The organism is Rhizobium sp. SRDI943 (assembly GCF_057653695.1).
This window is the reverse complement of sequence record NZ_CM172787.1, coordinates 628,620-643,400: the sequence shown is the minus strand read 5'-3', so window position 1 is coordinate 643,400 and position 14,781 is coordinate 628,620. Positions and strand designations below refer to the sequence as shown.

General features: G+C 60.9%; 10 protein-coding genes. 3 read left to right on the top strand and 7 right to left on the bottom strand.

Translation table 11 applies throughout. The features are described from left to right. Nucleotides 1–50 precede the first annotated feature (50 nt). The gene (locus AC245Y_RS03120; protein WP_017993121.1) at nucleotides 51–3,386 is read right to left on the bottom strand and encodes a DUF1217 domain-containing protein; all 3,336 of its coding nucleotides are present in this window, start codon (nucleotides 3,384–3,386) and stop codon (nucleotides 51–53) included. Between the two features lie 300 nt (nucleotides 3,387–3,686). Between AC245Y_RS03120 and AC245Y_RS03115 the strand changes: the two genes are divergently transcribed. After that, on the top strand, nucleotides 3,687–4,253 hold the full coding sequence (locus AC245Y_RS03115; protein ID WP_003556960.1) for a DUF6101 family protein: 567 nt from the start codon (nucleotides 3,687–3,689) through the stop codon (nucleotides 4,251–4,253). 169 nt (nucleotides 4,254–4,422) lie between these two features. Here AC245Y_RS03115 and AC245Y_RS03110 read toward each other — a convergent pair whose 3' ends face one another. Further along, nucleotides 4,423–4,854, bottom strand: a complete 432-nt coding sequence (locus AC245Y_RS03110) for an Lrp/AsnC family transcriptional regulator (RefSeq protein ID WP_017993120.1) — start codon at nucleotides 4,852–4,854, stop codon at nucleotides 4,423–4,425. Between the two features lie 119 nt (nucleotides 4,855–4,973). On the opposite strand from AC245Y_RS03110, the gene AC245Y_RS03105 reads away from it, so the two are divergent. Continuing rightward, on the top strand, nucleotides 4,974–5,951 hold the full coding sequence (locus AC245Y_RS03105; protein WP_017993119.1) for a threonine ammonia-lyase: 978 nt from the start codon (nucleotides 4,974–4,976) through the stop codon (nucleotides 5,949–5,951). Nucleotides 5,952–6,000: 49 nt separating this feature from the next. Here AC245Y_RS03105 and ubiA read toward each other — a convergent pair whose 3' ends face one another. From ubiA to AC245Y_RS03080, 5 genes are all read right to left on the bottom strand, one after another. Then, nucleotides 6,001–6,960: a 4-hydroxybenzoate octaprenyltransferase gene (ubiA, locus tag AC245Y_RS03100; RefSeq protein ID WP_020486917.1), complete on the bottom strand. Its 960-nt coding sequence runs from the start codon at nucleotides 6,958–6,960 to the stop codon at nucleotides 6,001–6,003. A gap of 158 nt (nucleotides 6,961–7,118) precedes the next feature. Beyond that, nucleotides 7,119–7,931, bottom strand: coding sequence for a MipA/OmpV family protein (locus AC245Y_RS03095; protein ID WP_017993118.1), 813 nt, complete (start codon nucleotides 7,929–7,931; stop codon nucleotides 7,119–7,121). Nucleotides 7,932–8,059: 128 nt separating this feature from the next. Further along, nucleotides 8,060–8,641 (bottom strand): histidine phosphatase family protein, encoded by a 582-nt coding sequence (locus AC245Y_RS03090; RefSeq protein WP_017993117.1) that lies wholly within the window; start codon nucleotides 8,639–8,641, stop codon nucleotides 8,060–8,062. 61 nt (nucleotides 8,642–8,702) lie between these two features. After that, a complete protein-coding gene (locus tag AC245Y_RS03085) occupies nucleotides 8,703–9,962 on the bottom strand; it encodes a cyclopropane fatty acid synthase (RefSeq protein ID WP_017993116.1) in 1,260 nt (419 codons plus the stop codon). 133 nt (nucleotides 9,963–10,095) lie between these two features. Continuing rightward, the gene (locus tag AC245Y_RS03080) at nucleotides 10,096–12,405 is read right to left on the bottom strand and encodes a Tex family protein (protein WP_017993115.1); all 2,310 of its coding nucleotides are present in this window, start codon (nucleotides 12,403–12,405) and stop codon (nucleotides 10,096–10,098) included. A 219-nt stretch (nucleotides 12,406–12,624) separates the two neighbouring features. Between AC245Y_RS03080 and glyS the strand changes: the two genes are divergently transcribed. Next, on the top strand, nucleotides 12,625–14,739 hold the full coding sequence (gene glyS, locus AC245Y_RS03075) for a glycine--tRNA ligase subunit beta (RefSeq protein ID WP_017993114.1): 2,115 nt from the start codon (nucleotides 12,625–12,627) through the stop codon (nucleotides 14,737–14,739). Nucleotides 14,740–14,781: the final 42 nt, after the last annotated feature.

The following is a 14,781-nucleotide window of genomic DNA, read 5'->3' as shown; positions in this document are numbered from 1 at the left end:
GGTTGACGGTCAGAGCGATCAAACCTGCTGCGTGCAGCAGGTTGGGGCGATCAGCTTTGCTGCGTGCCGCCGCCGGTCAGGATCATCAGCGCCGGCGACTGCTGGGCAGCGTTCTGGACGTCGTACATCGCGGTGAATCGGCGCAGCAGCTTGTCGACCTTCTTCGGATCCTGGAGATCCTCGAGCTTGACGAAGCGGCTGAGGAGATCACGCTGCTTGGTGACGTCCATGCCCGATATCTGCGACGGCAGGTTGTAGGCTGTGGTGATGACCTGATAGAGCGCCTTGTCGCCGAGGATCGAATAGATCGAGGTGATGCTCGGGGCTTTGCGGGCGAAATAGAGCGCCAGGCGGACGCCGTCGTTGCTTTCGCCTTGCTGGGCTTCCATCGTCTGCTGGACGTAGAGTTCCTGGGTGTGCTCCTCGGCCGCCTTGTTCTGGATCGTGCCGATCTTGGCGCGGGTCAGATTGCCGTCCTTGTCGAAGTTGAAGGCGGCCACGATATCCTGGAAACGCGCATCGGCCTTGGTGTTGAGGTAGCTCTTCTTGTCGTCAGGATCGGAGGTGAAGATCTTCTTCAGTGTGGCCTTGTCGTAATCTTTCGGGTCAAGGTTGTTCGCCTTCAGCACCAGGTCGGTCAGGCGGCTGTCATCCAGGAAATCGTCGAGCGACTTCACCTTTGCCATGCCCTTGGCGAAATAGTCGACCTCGGCCGTCGCATCCTTCGCTGCCTTGTCCTTTACCGGTCCATCCTTCATCAGCATGGTGATATGCGACTTATAGTCGGTGGCGTATTTGGCCAGGGTCGCGTCGGGAAGCGCCTGGAAGGGTGACGCCGCCTTGCCGTCGGGGCCGAAGTTGAAGGCGCGGGCAAGGTTGGTGATGCGTTCATCCTTGAGCGAGGCGATATAGCCATCCGGATCATAGGCATCGCTCGTCAGGACCTTGCGCATCATCGAGCGCGGGACGTCCTGGTCGGTCAGGCCAAAGGCCTGCAGCGCCACATGGTAGAGATCCGGCAGATTGTCATTGCTCTTGCTGAAATCGGCGGCCGAATTGCTGCGCAGGAAATCATTGACGCTCTTGACGTCGGAGAAATTCAGCAGGCTGCTGCTGTCGGCCATAAGCTTCTGGTAGTTGGATGCGACCTCGTCGAGCGCCTCGTCGCGCTCGTCGTCATAACGCGCCGCGTAATTGTCGTTGGTGGTCTGTGCCTGGTCGGCCGTCTGGACCGAGCTGACGACAGGAAGCGATCCGTCGGCGGCGAAGTTGAAGTCGGCATTGAGATCGGCATGGCCGGCGGCGGCAGCGGCCGTCGCATCGGTCAGGATGCTCTTCAGATCGGCGTCCGAGATATCGAAAGGCAGATTGTAGGTGCTCTTCAGGAAATTGGTGATGGCGGAATCGGCGAGCAGATCATCGACATTGGCGATCGTCGCCATCCGCGCGGAATAGTCGTCCGTGCGCGCTTCGGCGGCAAATTTCGTGCTGCTGATCTGGGTGGCCGTCTGCGCCTGCAAGCCGTCTTCGAGCGTGCCGTCCGCCTTGAAGTTGAAGGCGCCGGCGACATCGGCATAGGTGCCGGTGCCGCTCTGATCGGTCAGGATATTGCGAAGAGCGACGTCGGTGACGGTCGACGGGATGCCGAAGGCGTTGCGCACGAAATTGTTCAGCTTCTGGTCCGCCAGCAACTGATCGACGTTTGAGATGCCGGCGATGGTTGCCTGGTAATAGACCGCCGCATCGCTGGCCTTGCTGGTGGTGCTGGCACTTTGCGTCGCACTTTGCGAGGCGTAAAGGGTCGCGACCGAACCATCCGATTTGAAATTGAAGAGATCGTGAACGTCGCTGTAGCCTTGGGCGCTGGCAGCCGTGCGGTCGACGAGGAAAGTCCTCAACGTCGCATCGGAGACGCTATCGGCGATCTGCATGCTGTTTCTGATATAGCTGACCGCAACAGCATCGGACATGATGTCATCGACATTGGTGACATTGCCGATCATGCTGTTGAAGTGCGCTGCGTTCGCCGCCGACTTGTCGGTGGTCGATTTCCGCTGCGCCGCAGTCTGAATCACGGAACCGTTGATCGAGCCATCTGCCTGGAAGTTGAAGTCGGCATTGAGATCGGCATGGCCCTGGGCGGCGGCATAGGTCGAATCGGTCAGGATGCTCTTCAGGTCGGCATTGCTGAAACTCGCGCCGAGACCATAGGCATCCTTAATGTAGCGGGCCAGCACATTGTCAGCCAGCAGGGCGTCGACATTGGTGATGCCGCTCGACTGCGAGGTGACGGTATAATAGTTCTTCGTGCCCGATGCGGCCGCCTGCAGACTGTTTGCCTGATCGACCGTTTGGACGCGCGCCGTGCTGGAGGTCGACCCGTCAGCCTTGAAGTTGAAAGCATTGTAAACATTGGTAAAGCCCATCAGCTGGGCATAACCGGGGTCGGTCAGCACCGTGCGCAGTGCTGCGGCGGTGAAGTCGGCGCCCATGCTGTAGGCCGTCGTGATGTAGGAGGTCAGGCGCTTGTCCGCGACCAGATCGTCGACATTTGTGATCGTGCCGATCTTCGCCGTGTAATAGGCCTTGTTGTAGTCTGCCGCTGTCTTGCCGACGTAGTAGACATCCGAGCCGACCGAATTGTCGATGATGACGGACTGGGAATTCAGGGTGTAGGTCTCGATGACTGAGGCCTTCTGCGCAGCGGTCTGCGCCGTGCCGTTGACGGTGCCGTCGGCGTTGAAACTGAACTGGGCGGCAAGCGCCTTGTACTTGTCACCGCCCTGCGTATTGACGACGCTGGTGGGGTCGCTGAGATCGCTTGTCAGCACCTGCCGCAGAAAATCCTTCGACGCATAGGTCGGATCGATCTTGAAGGTCTTCAGCACATAGGTGCGCAGCCGCGTGTTGTTGACCAGATCGTCGACGGTCGTCACGCCGTCGATCGCCGTGCCGTAATAGCTGCTCTCGGCGCTGGCGGCTTTGTCGGCATCGATGAAGGACTGCTTATAGAGGCCGATGAGATCGTCCTCCTGAGCGTCCGTCTGCACGTCCTTGGCCGGCTCGTTGAAATTGAAGGCGGCGGCGAACTCGCGGTAGCGTGTATCGGAAAGCTTGTTGGCGTAGCTGTTGGGATCGGTGAGATCGCTCTCGAGCACCTTCTTCATGAAGGCCTTGGCGTAGGTCATGTCCTCGAGGCCATAGGCCTTCATCGCATAGCTGTAGAGCTTGTAGTCGTCGAGGAAGTCGTCGACGGATGTGACCTTGTTGATATGGTCGGCGTAATATTGGGCATCCTTCTTGACCGTCGCCTGCGACGCAACCTTGTTGAGGCTCGACGTCATATCCCGCGATAGGATCGTGTAAGCGAGGGAAGCCGTGATCATGAAAAGCGCCCTTTTTGGCAAAATCTCTAAAAGAACGACGAAATGCTGGTGAGCACATTTTGCCACGGAAAGCTTACCTGAGGCTTACCTCCGGATGCATCGTTCCAGCACACCACACCGTTCACCTTCCGGAAACCCTGCCGGATTCGGTTTTGATAACCATCAGAGGAGGCAAAGTTTTCTTAACCGCAATTTTTAAGCTGTACGGAAGGGCGGCTGCCTATTGTCGGCCATAGAGGACGAAAAGTCCCAAGGAGAAGACCGGAAATCGGCTCTCAGGTAAGACAAGGGTAGAATGAAATGAACAATCCCGTTATGAAGCCCGCTTGGGCTGGCACGACGTTACGTCTCGATCCGTCCCGCTTTCCCCAACAGGTCAGCTACGCCATCCATGATTGTTCGGATGACGTCAATATCACCATAGACGAACGCGGCGCGGTCCTGCGCAAGGTCCTCCCCTCCAGCGGCCTGCCGCTCTCGATTGCGCTGCCCAAGCGCGTCTTCAAAGGTGTCGCCGCCCGCGCCATCGACCATGGCGACGGCGAAGTCACCGTGACGCTGGAGCTTCACCACACCGATCCGGAGCTCTGCATTCCGCTGCTCGTCGCCCATGATCTCAGCGATATCGCCGCCGACTGGCGCAGTTGGTCGGAAGCCTTCCGCATTCCGATGCTGATGGTCGAGGCCGACGGCGTTGCCCGGCCGCTCGAAGACCACATCGGCGCCTTACGCACCAGCGATCTCAAGCCGCGCCGCCGTCATTCCTACTTCGCCAATCGCCGTCCGCGCTTCCTCGTGCGCCGCACCACCGGCCGGCTGGGCGTCGCCATGAAGATCGAGGGCAAGGAAATCATCGCCCGCAACTGACCGAAATCGCGACACCGGACACTCATTGGCGGGCATTCTGCGCACTCATCTGTCGCGGAATGCCCGTTTTGCGACGCTGTCGAACTCGGCCGCAAACTGTCGCTTCAATCTCAATCGGCACCGCGGGATGAATTTTGACAGGATCACTGCGTAGCCAGTAAAAATCCCCTCATTCAAGGACGGAAAGTCCCAATCCGTGCTTGACCGTTTTGAGTGCGATCAGGCTCTTGTATTTTCGCACGAGCGCCTGTTGCTCGCCCATAAGCCGCTCAACGAAGATATTATATTCCTCAAGATTGCGGACGGCCACGAGCAGGACATAGTCCATGTCGCCAGTGACATACCAGCATGACTGAACTTCAGGCGCATGGTCCAACCACCGCTGGAATTGCTCCAGCGTGTGTCGATGTTCGTTCTGGATTTCGAGCTCAACCAGAACGGACAGGGTGCGGTCGACGGCTTTCGGACTGACCACCGCAACGATCCTCTCGATGATCCCATCCTGCTTCAGTTTGCTGATCCGCCGTTCGACGGCCGAAGGTGAGAGATTGACCGCGTCAGCAATGACCTTGCCGGGAATGTCGGCATTCTCCTGCAGCATCGACAGAATAGTTCGATCAATATCATCCACAGCGTATAACCAAGCCCATAAGCAGAAATTCCGCTATAAATTTGTCACGAGCGCGGTTTTTCCGCGCCGAAAATTCCTATCATCTGCCCATGACAAAACAAACACCTCTTTCAGCCGCCAAAATCGACGATGCACGCAATAAAATCGATCCGATTTTCCTGAACACCAACTTGTTGCGTGCCGATAGGCTCGCGCTGTCACTCGTCGCCAAGGACGAAACGGAAAATCCCATCCGCAGCTTCAAGGGGCGCGGGACGGGGTATTTTCTCGCCGACGTCGTTGGAGACAGAACTCCTCTGGTCACGGCATCAGCCGGGAATTTCGGCCAGGGGCTTGCTTACAATGCCGCGCGGCATCGGCGATCTCTGGTCGTGTTCGCCAGTATCAACGCCAATCCGTTGAAGATCGAAGCCATGCGCCGGTTTGGGGCAGAAGTCTTTCTCGCCGGAGAAGATTTTGACGCTGCAAAGGAGGCCGCCAAAATCTACGCCGCCGAACGGAAGCTGCAGTTCGTCGAGGATGGAGCGAGCGCAGCCATTGCGGAAGGAGCAGGAACGATTGCGGCGGAGCTGACTGAAGAGGTCGAAGATATCGACGCCGTTTTCATACCGCTCGGCAACGGTGCTCTGGCGGCCGGAATAGGATGCTGGTTCAAATCACGATCACCGCGAACAAGGGTCGTCGCAGTCGCCGCAAAGGGCGCACCTTGCATGGCACTGTCCTACAATGCGGGTGACGTGATCTCAACGCCGGAGGCACGCACGATTGCCGATGGAATTGCTGTGCGGATTCCCGTCCCGTCGGCCGTCGGCTGGCTTAAAGACACGATCGATGACGTCGTTCTCGTGGATGACGATCAGCTTCTCGATGCAATGCGATTTGCTCATGACACATGGAAGCGTCTCGTCGAACCAGCCGGAGCGGCGGGGCTCGCTGCTATTCTTGAGCAGGCATCTGCCCTGAAAGGCTGCCGTGTAGCGACTATGTTGTGTGGTGCTAACCTCACGGATCAACAGATCAAGGCATGGCTTCCATCTGCCATAAAGCACAACACGAATGCCTGCTAGACCAATCCTTCTATCTGGGGACAGGCGTCCGGGCCCCGGTTCGTCCCAATCAGGGAATGGCAAACAGCAGCGAGACGAAGAGGCCGAAGAAGATGATCAGGCCGACGCGGTTGTTTGACTTGAAGAGCGCCAGGCACTGGTCGGCATCATCGATATCGAGCCGGACGATCTGCCAGGCGAACATGCCGGCCGCACCGAGCAGACCCAGAAAGGCGATGAGATTGGCGCCGGCGAGAACGAAAGCAATAAACATCAGCGCTAGCGTCAGTCCGTAAAGACCGATCAGCCACTGCCGCGTCCTGTCGCCGAATAGGCGCGCGGTGGAGCGGACGCCGATCAGCTCGTCATCTTCCTTGTCCTGATGCGCATAGATCGTATCGTAGCCGATCGTCCAGGCGACGGAGGCGGCGTAGAGCAGGATGGCGGCAAAGGAGAGGCCGCCCAAAATCCCGGCCCAACCCATCAACGCGCCCCAGGAGAAGGCAAGCCCGAGGTAGAATTGCGGCCAGTCGGTGAAGCGTTTGGCAAAGGGATAAAATGCCACGATCCCGAGCGAGAGCACGCCGAGGAAGACGTTGAGCCAGTTGAACTGCAACAGCACGAACAGGCCGACCAGCGCCTGCAAGCCGATGAAGATCTTCGCCCGGCGGCGGGTGACGCGGCCGGAGGGCAGCGGACGTGACCGCGTACGCGCCACTTCCATATCGATCTCGTGGTCGACGAGATCGTTATAGGTGCAGCCGGCGCCGCGCATGGCGACCGCGCCGATGAAATAAAGGAACAGGTGAGACACCAGCAGGCTGCCGGAATAGAGCCCCTCGCCGATCGCCGCATTGGCGGCAAGTGTCGCCGACCAGAAGCACGGCCACATCAAGAGCTGCCAGCCGATCGGGCGATCCCAGCGCGCCAGCTGCGCATAGGGCCAAAGCCATGGCGGCAGGATCCGGTAGACCCAGTTATCGGAAGGTGCGTCGGAGACGCGATCGTTGAAGTCGCCGGTATCGTGCATGCCGCTCATCTAGCGGCGGGCCGCCGATCCGGTCAAGAAGCGATCATTGCGCTGCCACTTGCATCATCCCTAGATCAGAATCGATCCCGGGATGAAATTACACTGCAATTCAAATGGTTACAGCGCCACGCATCTGAAATGACCCGCGGCGCTGTCAATCACTGCAGGGAAAAATTGAACTTATAGGTCGCCGAAACGCCGATCAGGACCTGGTTTTTCGAGCCGCGGTCGCGCACGAGGCTGCTGTCGGCGGCGGGACCCGCCAGCCGCTTATATTCGAGGAAAGAACTTGCCGAGAGGTTTTCCGTCGCCTTCCATGTCAGCGCCGTGCCGGCGCCATAGGACTGGATGCCGGACGACGGCTTATAGGGATCAAGGCCGCTTGCCGCCGCCTGCTTGGCGTTGACGCCGTAGTAGGCGTCGTAATAGCCGCTGGTGGCGAATGTCGCGCGCGGGCCGCCTGATAGTTGCAGGTCGGGCGCAATATCGGTAAAGGCATCGACCGCGAGGTCGGCGACGATGCCGTCATGCGAGCGGATGCCCTGGCGGACTTCGGCGCGGGCGCGAAGGAAATCGGTCGGGTAGACTTCGACGAAACCGCCGGCTTCCGCCCCCCATTTGACCTTCTTCAAGCCCTTCAGCTGGCTGCTGTCGCCGTCATCGCGCGACGGCACGAATTTGCCGACGATGCCGGCGCGGAAGGCGCCCTTGTCGATGAGGGCGAAGGAGGGATTGTCGTTGCGCGAGGAAAAACGCGGGCCAGCACCCTGGCGGCCGACGGAGATCAGCGGGCTGAACTTGAATTCATTATGCGACGAGCCCTCGAATTTCGGGGCGGAGAAGCCGGCAACGCCGACGCTCAGGTACCAGTCGCCGGACCAGAAGTGCTGGCCGCTTTCCTGGGCGACCGCCGATCCAGCAGAGAAAAGGGCAATAGCCAGAGAGATCGATACGACTGATCGATGAGACACATCCGCACTCCAGAAAACGCAAAAACAAAGCCGCGGAGGGCGGCGTTCGCTACATTTATCCTGATCTCGTTACCCCAGTGTTAACCACGGCAGCGAGATGACACAGGCAAAAATGACGGATGCCAGCGCTATCTCTGGTTCCAGCGGCGGATGACCGGCTCGGTCAGATCGTGCTCGTAGCCGAGCACGCTGATGCTGGCCGTATCGAGCACGAAACGGGAGCCGTCTTCCGGCGGAAGGCCAAGCCAGCGGGCGGCCAGCACACGCAGGAAATGCGAGCTCGAGAAGATCAGGATGGTGCCGGCCGTTTGGCGAAGCGCATGGATGACGGCGTCTGCGCGGGCGCCGACATCGGCGGCGAACTCGCCCTTCGGGCAACCGTCGCGAAAGAGCTGCCACCCCGGGCGGTCGGCAAGGATCGCCTTGGTGGTGATGCCTTCATAAGCGCCGTAGTCCCATTCGGCGAGATCGTCCTTCATCACCGCGCCCCATCCGAATCCGGCGAGCGCGCAGGTCTTGCGGGCCCGCTCGGACGGGCTCGACCAGACGGCGGAGAAGCTAAGGCCCGCCAGCCGGTCGGCGAGCTTGCGAGCGGCGGCCTCGCCGTTCGCCGTCAGGGGAATATCGCTACGTCCGGTATGGCGCCCGGACAGGCTCCATTCGGTTTCACCGTGGCGGACCAGGTAGATCTCGGGAAACGCACTGCTCATCGGCACGTCCTTTCATGAGAATCCGTCCAAAACCGCCAGCGGAAGCGGCACTTCCGCGGGATCAGAACGTCACCTTTTCGAGCGGAGCGCGCCCCGCCTCGAATTCCTTCAGCTTTGCTTCATTGCGCGCGATGTAATTGCGATTGTCGGGAACGGCGAACTGGTTCTTGGCGATCTGGATCTGCAGGATGAAGAGCTCGTCCCAGCGGAACCCTATTTCGGAACCGGCCAGATAGAACTCCCACATGCGGAAGAACTGCTCGTCGTAAAGCGCCACCGCTTCGGCCTTGCGCGCCACGAAACGCTCGCGCCAATGGCGCAGCGTATAGGCATAATGCAGCGGCAGGATTTCGATATCCTTGACCAGCAGTCCGGCCTTCTCAAGTGGCGGCACGACCTCGCCGACGGAAGGGATGTAGCCGCCCGGGAAGATGTATTTCTCGATGAACGCATTGGTGCCGAAGCTCGGCTTCGGGCGGCCGATCGAATGCAGCACCATGACGCCGTTGTCGTCGAGGAGATCCGATACCTTGCGGAAGAAATTGCCGTAGTGGCCGATGCCGACATGTTCGAACATGCCGACCGAGACGATACGGTCGAACTTCCTGCCCGTCATGGTGCGGTAGTCCTGCAGTTCGAACCGCACCCGGTCGGCAAGGCCGCGTTTTTCGGCGCGCGTACGCGAGACCTTGAGCTGCTCCTCACTCAGTGTGATGCCGGTGAACTCGGCACTGTCGGTCGCCTCCGTCAGGTACATGCCCATGCCGCCCCAGCCGGAGCCGATCTCCAGGATACGCTGGTTCGGCTCGAGCAGAAGCTTGGCGGCGATATGGCGTTTCTTGGCGAGCTGTGCCTCGTCGAGACCAATGCCCGGCGGCTCGAAATAGGCGCAGGAATATTGCCAGTCCTCGTCGAGGAAAAGATCGAAGAGCTTGGCCGACAGATCGTAATGATGGGCGACGTTGTGCTTGTTGCGATTGACCGGCACACGGCTCTTCAGCTGCTGCCAGGCAATGCGGCCGAGGAGCAGTGCCGCCATCTTGAAATCGAAAATCTCGTTGGTGGTGTTCTGTTTCACCAGCGACAGGAAATCATAGATGTTGCCCTGTTCGAGAATGAACCGGCCTTGCATGTACATTTCGCCGAGTTTCATGGCCGGGTCGCGCCGGATGGCGTCCTCGGCCTCCTGATCGGCAAGGCGGGCGACAACGGTTTCACCGGTGCCGTCGCCGATAGTGTGGGTTTCGCCATTGGCGATGGTAAGTTTCAACGAACCCTTGCGGATGATATTTTCGACGATCGATAAGAATGCCGACGCCATGGACGCCTCGAAAATGTGACAGGATGGTCACATCAACTTAGTAGCTCTCTTTCGCCTTACAAGCGCCGGATTTAGCACTCTGTTCAGAACGCTGCCAAACTGTTGCATTTTTGCCGAAATGCCGGCTAAACCCTTATTTTCGCTTCATCGCTTCGGCAAGTGCTGCGCCGAAAGCGCCCTGGCTCTCCGGTTTCGCGGCCGCGGGCCGGCGCTCGTTCTGCGGCCGGGAACCCTGGTTCGCGCGAGAATCACCCCGCGGCGGCGGCGCTGAAGAACCGTCATCGCGTTTCATAGAAAGAGCGATGCGCTTGCGCTTGGCGTCGACTTCTACAACCCGCACTTTGACGACATCACCCGCCTTGACGACCTCGTGGGGATCCTTGACGAAGCGATCGGCAAGTTGGGACACATGCACCAGGCCATCCTGGTGCACGCCGATATCGACGAAGGCGCCGAAGGCGGCAACATTGGTCACCGTGCCTTCCAGCACCATGCCGGGCTTGAGGTCGGAAATTTCGTTGACGCCCTCGGCGAAGGTCGCCGTCTTGAAGCTCGGACGCGGGTCGCGGCCGGGCTTTTCCAGCTCCGCAATGATGTCCCTGACCGTCGGCAGGCCGAATTTCTCGTCGATGAACTGGCGCGGATCAACCGATTTCAACACCGCGCTATCGCCCATCAACGCGCGCAGATCGCGGCCGCAGGCAGCGACGATCTTCTTGGCGACGCCATAGGCCTCCGGGTGGACCGAGGAGGAGTCGAGCGGCTCCTTGCCGTTGGGGATGCGCAGGAAGCCGGCGCATTGCTCGAAAGTGCGGCCGCCGAGTCTGGCGACCTTCAGCAGATCCTTTCGCGTCTCGAAACGGCCTTCGCTGTCGCGGTGGCGGACGATAGCGTCGGCGATCGACGGGCCGAGGCCGGAGACGCGCGAGAGCAGCGGCGCTGACGCGGTGTTGAGATCGACGCCGACGGCATTCACCGCATCTTCCACCACGGCATCGAGCGAACGCGACAGCTTCTGCTGGTCGACGTCGTGCTGATACTGGCCGACGCCGATCGACTTCGGCTCGATCTTGACGAGTTCGGCCAGCGGATCCTGCAGCCGGCGCGCGATGGAGACGGCGCCGCGCAGCGACACGTCGAGATCGGGGAATTCAGCCGCGGCGGTCGCCGAGGCGGAATAGACCGAGGCGCCGGCTTCCGACACGATGACCTTGGTCGGCTTCGGCGCCGGCAACTCGGCCAGCATGTCGGCCACCAGCTTTTCGGTTTCGCGGCTGCCGGTGCCGTTGCCGATCGAGATCAGCTCGACATTGTGCTTGCGGATCAGCGATGCGAGCTCGACCTGGGCGCCGCGCACATCGTTCCTCGGCTGGAAGGGATAGACGGTCGATGTCGCCACCACCTTGCCGGTGCCGTCGACGACGGCGACCTTGACGCCGGTGCGGATGCCGGGATCAAGACCCATTGTCGCGCGCGAGCCGGCGGGTGCAGCCAAAAGCAGATCCTTGAGATTGCGGGCGAAGACATGGATCGCCTCCTCTTCGGCCCTTTCGCGCAGTTCCCGCATCAGGTCGAGCGAGAGCGACATGGAAAGCTTGACGCGCCAGGTCCAGCTTGCGACCTCCATCAGCCAGCGGTCGCCGGGACGGCTCGTGCCGATCTCGTAGGCCGCCACGATCATGCGTTCGACCGGCTTGTTCGGAGAGGTCGTCTCGGCGTCGGCCTCGATCGTCAGCGTCAGCACCTCCTCGTTCCAGCCGCGCAGCATGGCGAGCGCGCGGTGACCGGGGGCAGTCGCCCAGCGTTCGGAATGGTCGAAATAATCGGAAAACTTCTCGCCGGTCGCCTGCTTGCCGTCGACGACTTTCGCCTTCAACAGCGAAGCCTGGCGCATATGGGCGCGCAACCTGCCGAGCAGGTCGGCATTTTCGGCAATGCCTTCGGCGATGATGTCGCGCGCGCCTTCGAGCGCCGTCTTCACATCGGGCACATCAGCCGTGACGAAGCCTTCCGCCAATACCGCCGGTTCCCTGGCGCGGTCGGCGAGGATCGTCTCGGCGAGCGGGCCGAGGCCACGTTCACGGGCGATTTCGGCCCGCGTGCGGCGCTTCGGCTTGTAGGGCAGATAGAGATCCTCAAGCTCGGCCTTGGTTTCGGCGCCTGCGACCTTGGTCATCAGCTCGTCGGTCATCTTGCCCTGGCCGGTGATCGATTCGACGATCGCGTCGCGCCGAGCTTCGAGTTCGCGCAGATAGACCAGCCGCTCGGCGAGATTGCGCAGCTGCGTATCATCCAGCCCGCCCGTCACTTCCTTGCGGTAGCGGGCGATGAAGGGCACGGTAGAGCCTTCGTCGAGCAGCTCGATGGCAGCTTTGGCCTGTTCGGGCCGGGCGTTGATTTCGGCGGAGATGCGGGCTGCGAGATAACGGAGGTCTGCGGCCATGGGATTTCCTGTTTCGTCAGAGGTGGCGGGACCATAGCGGCGAAAAGCGGCAAGGCAATGTTGGAGTTTACGGCCGAGCGCCGATCCACAGGATAAGCATGCCGGAAAGGCGGCGATTTTGCGGTTGTGCAGATGCGCCATTCTTTGCTAGCAGAAGCAACGTTTTGACCCGGCGCCCATGCCATCCCTCCCCTGTCGCGGGAGGCAAGGAAATTCGACATGCCAAACCTTCTTCTCGAACTCCGCTCCGAAGAGATTCCGGCCCGCATGCAGCGCAAGGCTGCCGGCGACCTGAAGAAGCTCGTCACCGATGCGCTTGTCGAAGCGGGTCTGTCCTACGAGGGCGCGCGCGAATACTGGACGCCGCGGCGGCTTGCGCTCGACATCCACGGCCTGACGGCGCGCTCGGCCGATGTGCGTGAGGAACGCAAGGGACCGCGCACCGACGCCAACGAGAAGGCGATCGAAGGCTTTTTGCGCGGCGCCGGGCTTTCCTCGGTCTCCGAGGCACAGGTGGTGAGCGATCCGAAGAAGGGCGATTTCTACGTCGCGGTCATCTCCAAGCCCGGCCGCGCAACGGAAGAGATCGTCAGCGATGTCATGCCCGGCATCATCCGCGATTTTCCCTGGCCGAAATCGATGCGCTGGGGCAAGGCCTCGTCGAAGCCCGGCGCACTGCGCTGGGTGCGGCCGCTGCAGTCGATCGTCTGCACCTTCGGCCCGGAGCATGAAGAGACCATTGTTATCCCCTTCGAGATCGACGGCATCACTGCCTCCAACATCACCTACGGCCACCGTTTCCATGCGCCGGAGGCGATCACCGTGCGGCGCTTCGACGATTATGCGGCGAACCTGGAAAAGGCCAAGGTCATCCTCGATGCCGAGCGGCGCAAGGACATCATCCTGCACGACGCCCGCGATATCGCCTTTGCCAACGGGCTGGAGCTGGTGGAAGACGAAGGCCTGCTGGAGGAAGTCTCCGGCCTCGTCGAATGGCCGCAGGTGCTGATGGGCAGCTTCGAGGAGGATTATCTCTCGATCCCATCGGAAATCATCCGGCTGACGATCAAGACCAACCAGAAGTGTTTTGTGACGCGCGCGAGCGGGAGCGAGACGCTGTCGAACAAGTTCATCCTCGTCTCCAACATCCAGGCAAGCGACGGCGGCAAGGAAATCGTCCACGGCAACGGCAAGGTGGTGCGGGCCCGGCTTTCGGATGCGCTGCATTTCTGGAAGCGCGACCAGGGCAACTTGCCGGATCTCGAGACGCTGGAAGCTTCGGCAGCAAAGTTCGGCCTCGACCTGAAGAAGCCGCTCGACCAGCGCATGGCCAAGCTCGATGCGCTTGATGTGACCTTCCATGCCAAGCTCGGCACACAGGGCGCGCGTGTTGCGCGCATCCGCACGCTGGCCAAGGAATTGGCTGATATCACCGGCGCCGACGCGGCTCTCATCGATCGCGCCGCCGTGCTCGCCAAGGCCGATCTGCGCACCGAAGCCGTTGGCGAATTCCCGGAACTGCAGGGATTGATGGGCCGCAAATATGCGGTGCTGCAGGGTGAGGACGCCTCCGTTGCCGCAGCGATAGAGGACCACTACAAGCCCCAGGGTCCGTCGGACCGCGTGCCGGAGGACAGAGTGGCGATCACCATCGCCCTTGCCGACAAGCTCGATACGCTAATCGGTTTCTGGGCGATCGACGAAAAGCCGACAGGGTCGAAGGATCCGTTCGCCCTGCGGCGTGCGGCACTCGGTGTCGTCAGGATCCTGCTGGAGCGAAGGATCCGCCTGCCGCTGCTGGCAACGACCAAGGATGGCGACCTGCTCTCCTTCTTCCACGACCGTCTCAAGGTCTATCTGCGCGACCAGGGCGCCCGCCACGATCTGATCGACGCCGTGCTGACTTCAGATGCCGACGACCTGTTGATGGTGGCGCGCCGCGTCGAAGCGCTGACGGCCTTCATCACCTCGGAAGACGGCAAGAACCTGCTTTCCGGCACCAAGCGGGCGACGCAGCTGCTTGCCGCCGAGGAAAAGAAGGGCACCGTGATCGCCGATGGCGTTTCGCCAGCGCTTCTGACGCTCGATGCCGAGAAGGAGCTATTCGCCGCAATCTCCGGCGCATCGAAGGACGCCTCGGACGCCGTCGCCGGGGAGGATTTCCGCTCGGCGATGGAAGCGCTTTCCAAACTGCGCGGCCCGGTCGACCGCTTCTTCGAAGACGTGCTCGTCAACGACGAGGACGCCGCCATCCGCGCCAACCGTCTCGCCCTGCTGCGGCTGATCCGCGAGGCGACGGGAACGGTTGCCGATTTCTCGAAGATCTCGGGCTAATATTCGGCCGCCATCGGCGGTCTGGCATTGCCGCGGCTCCGG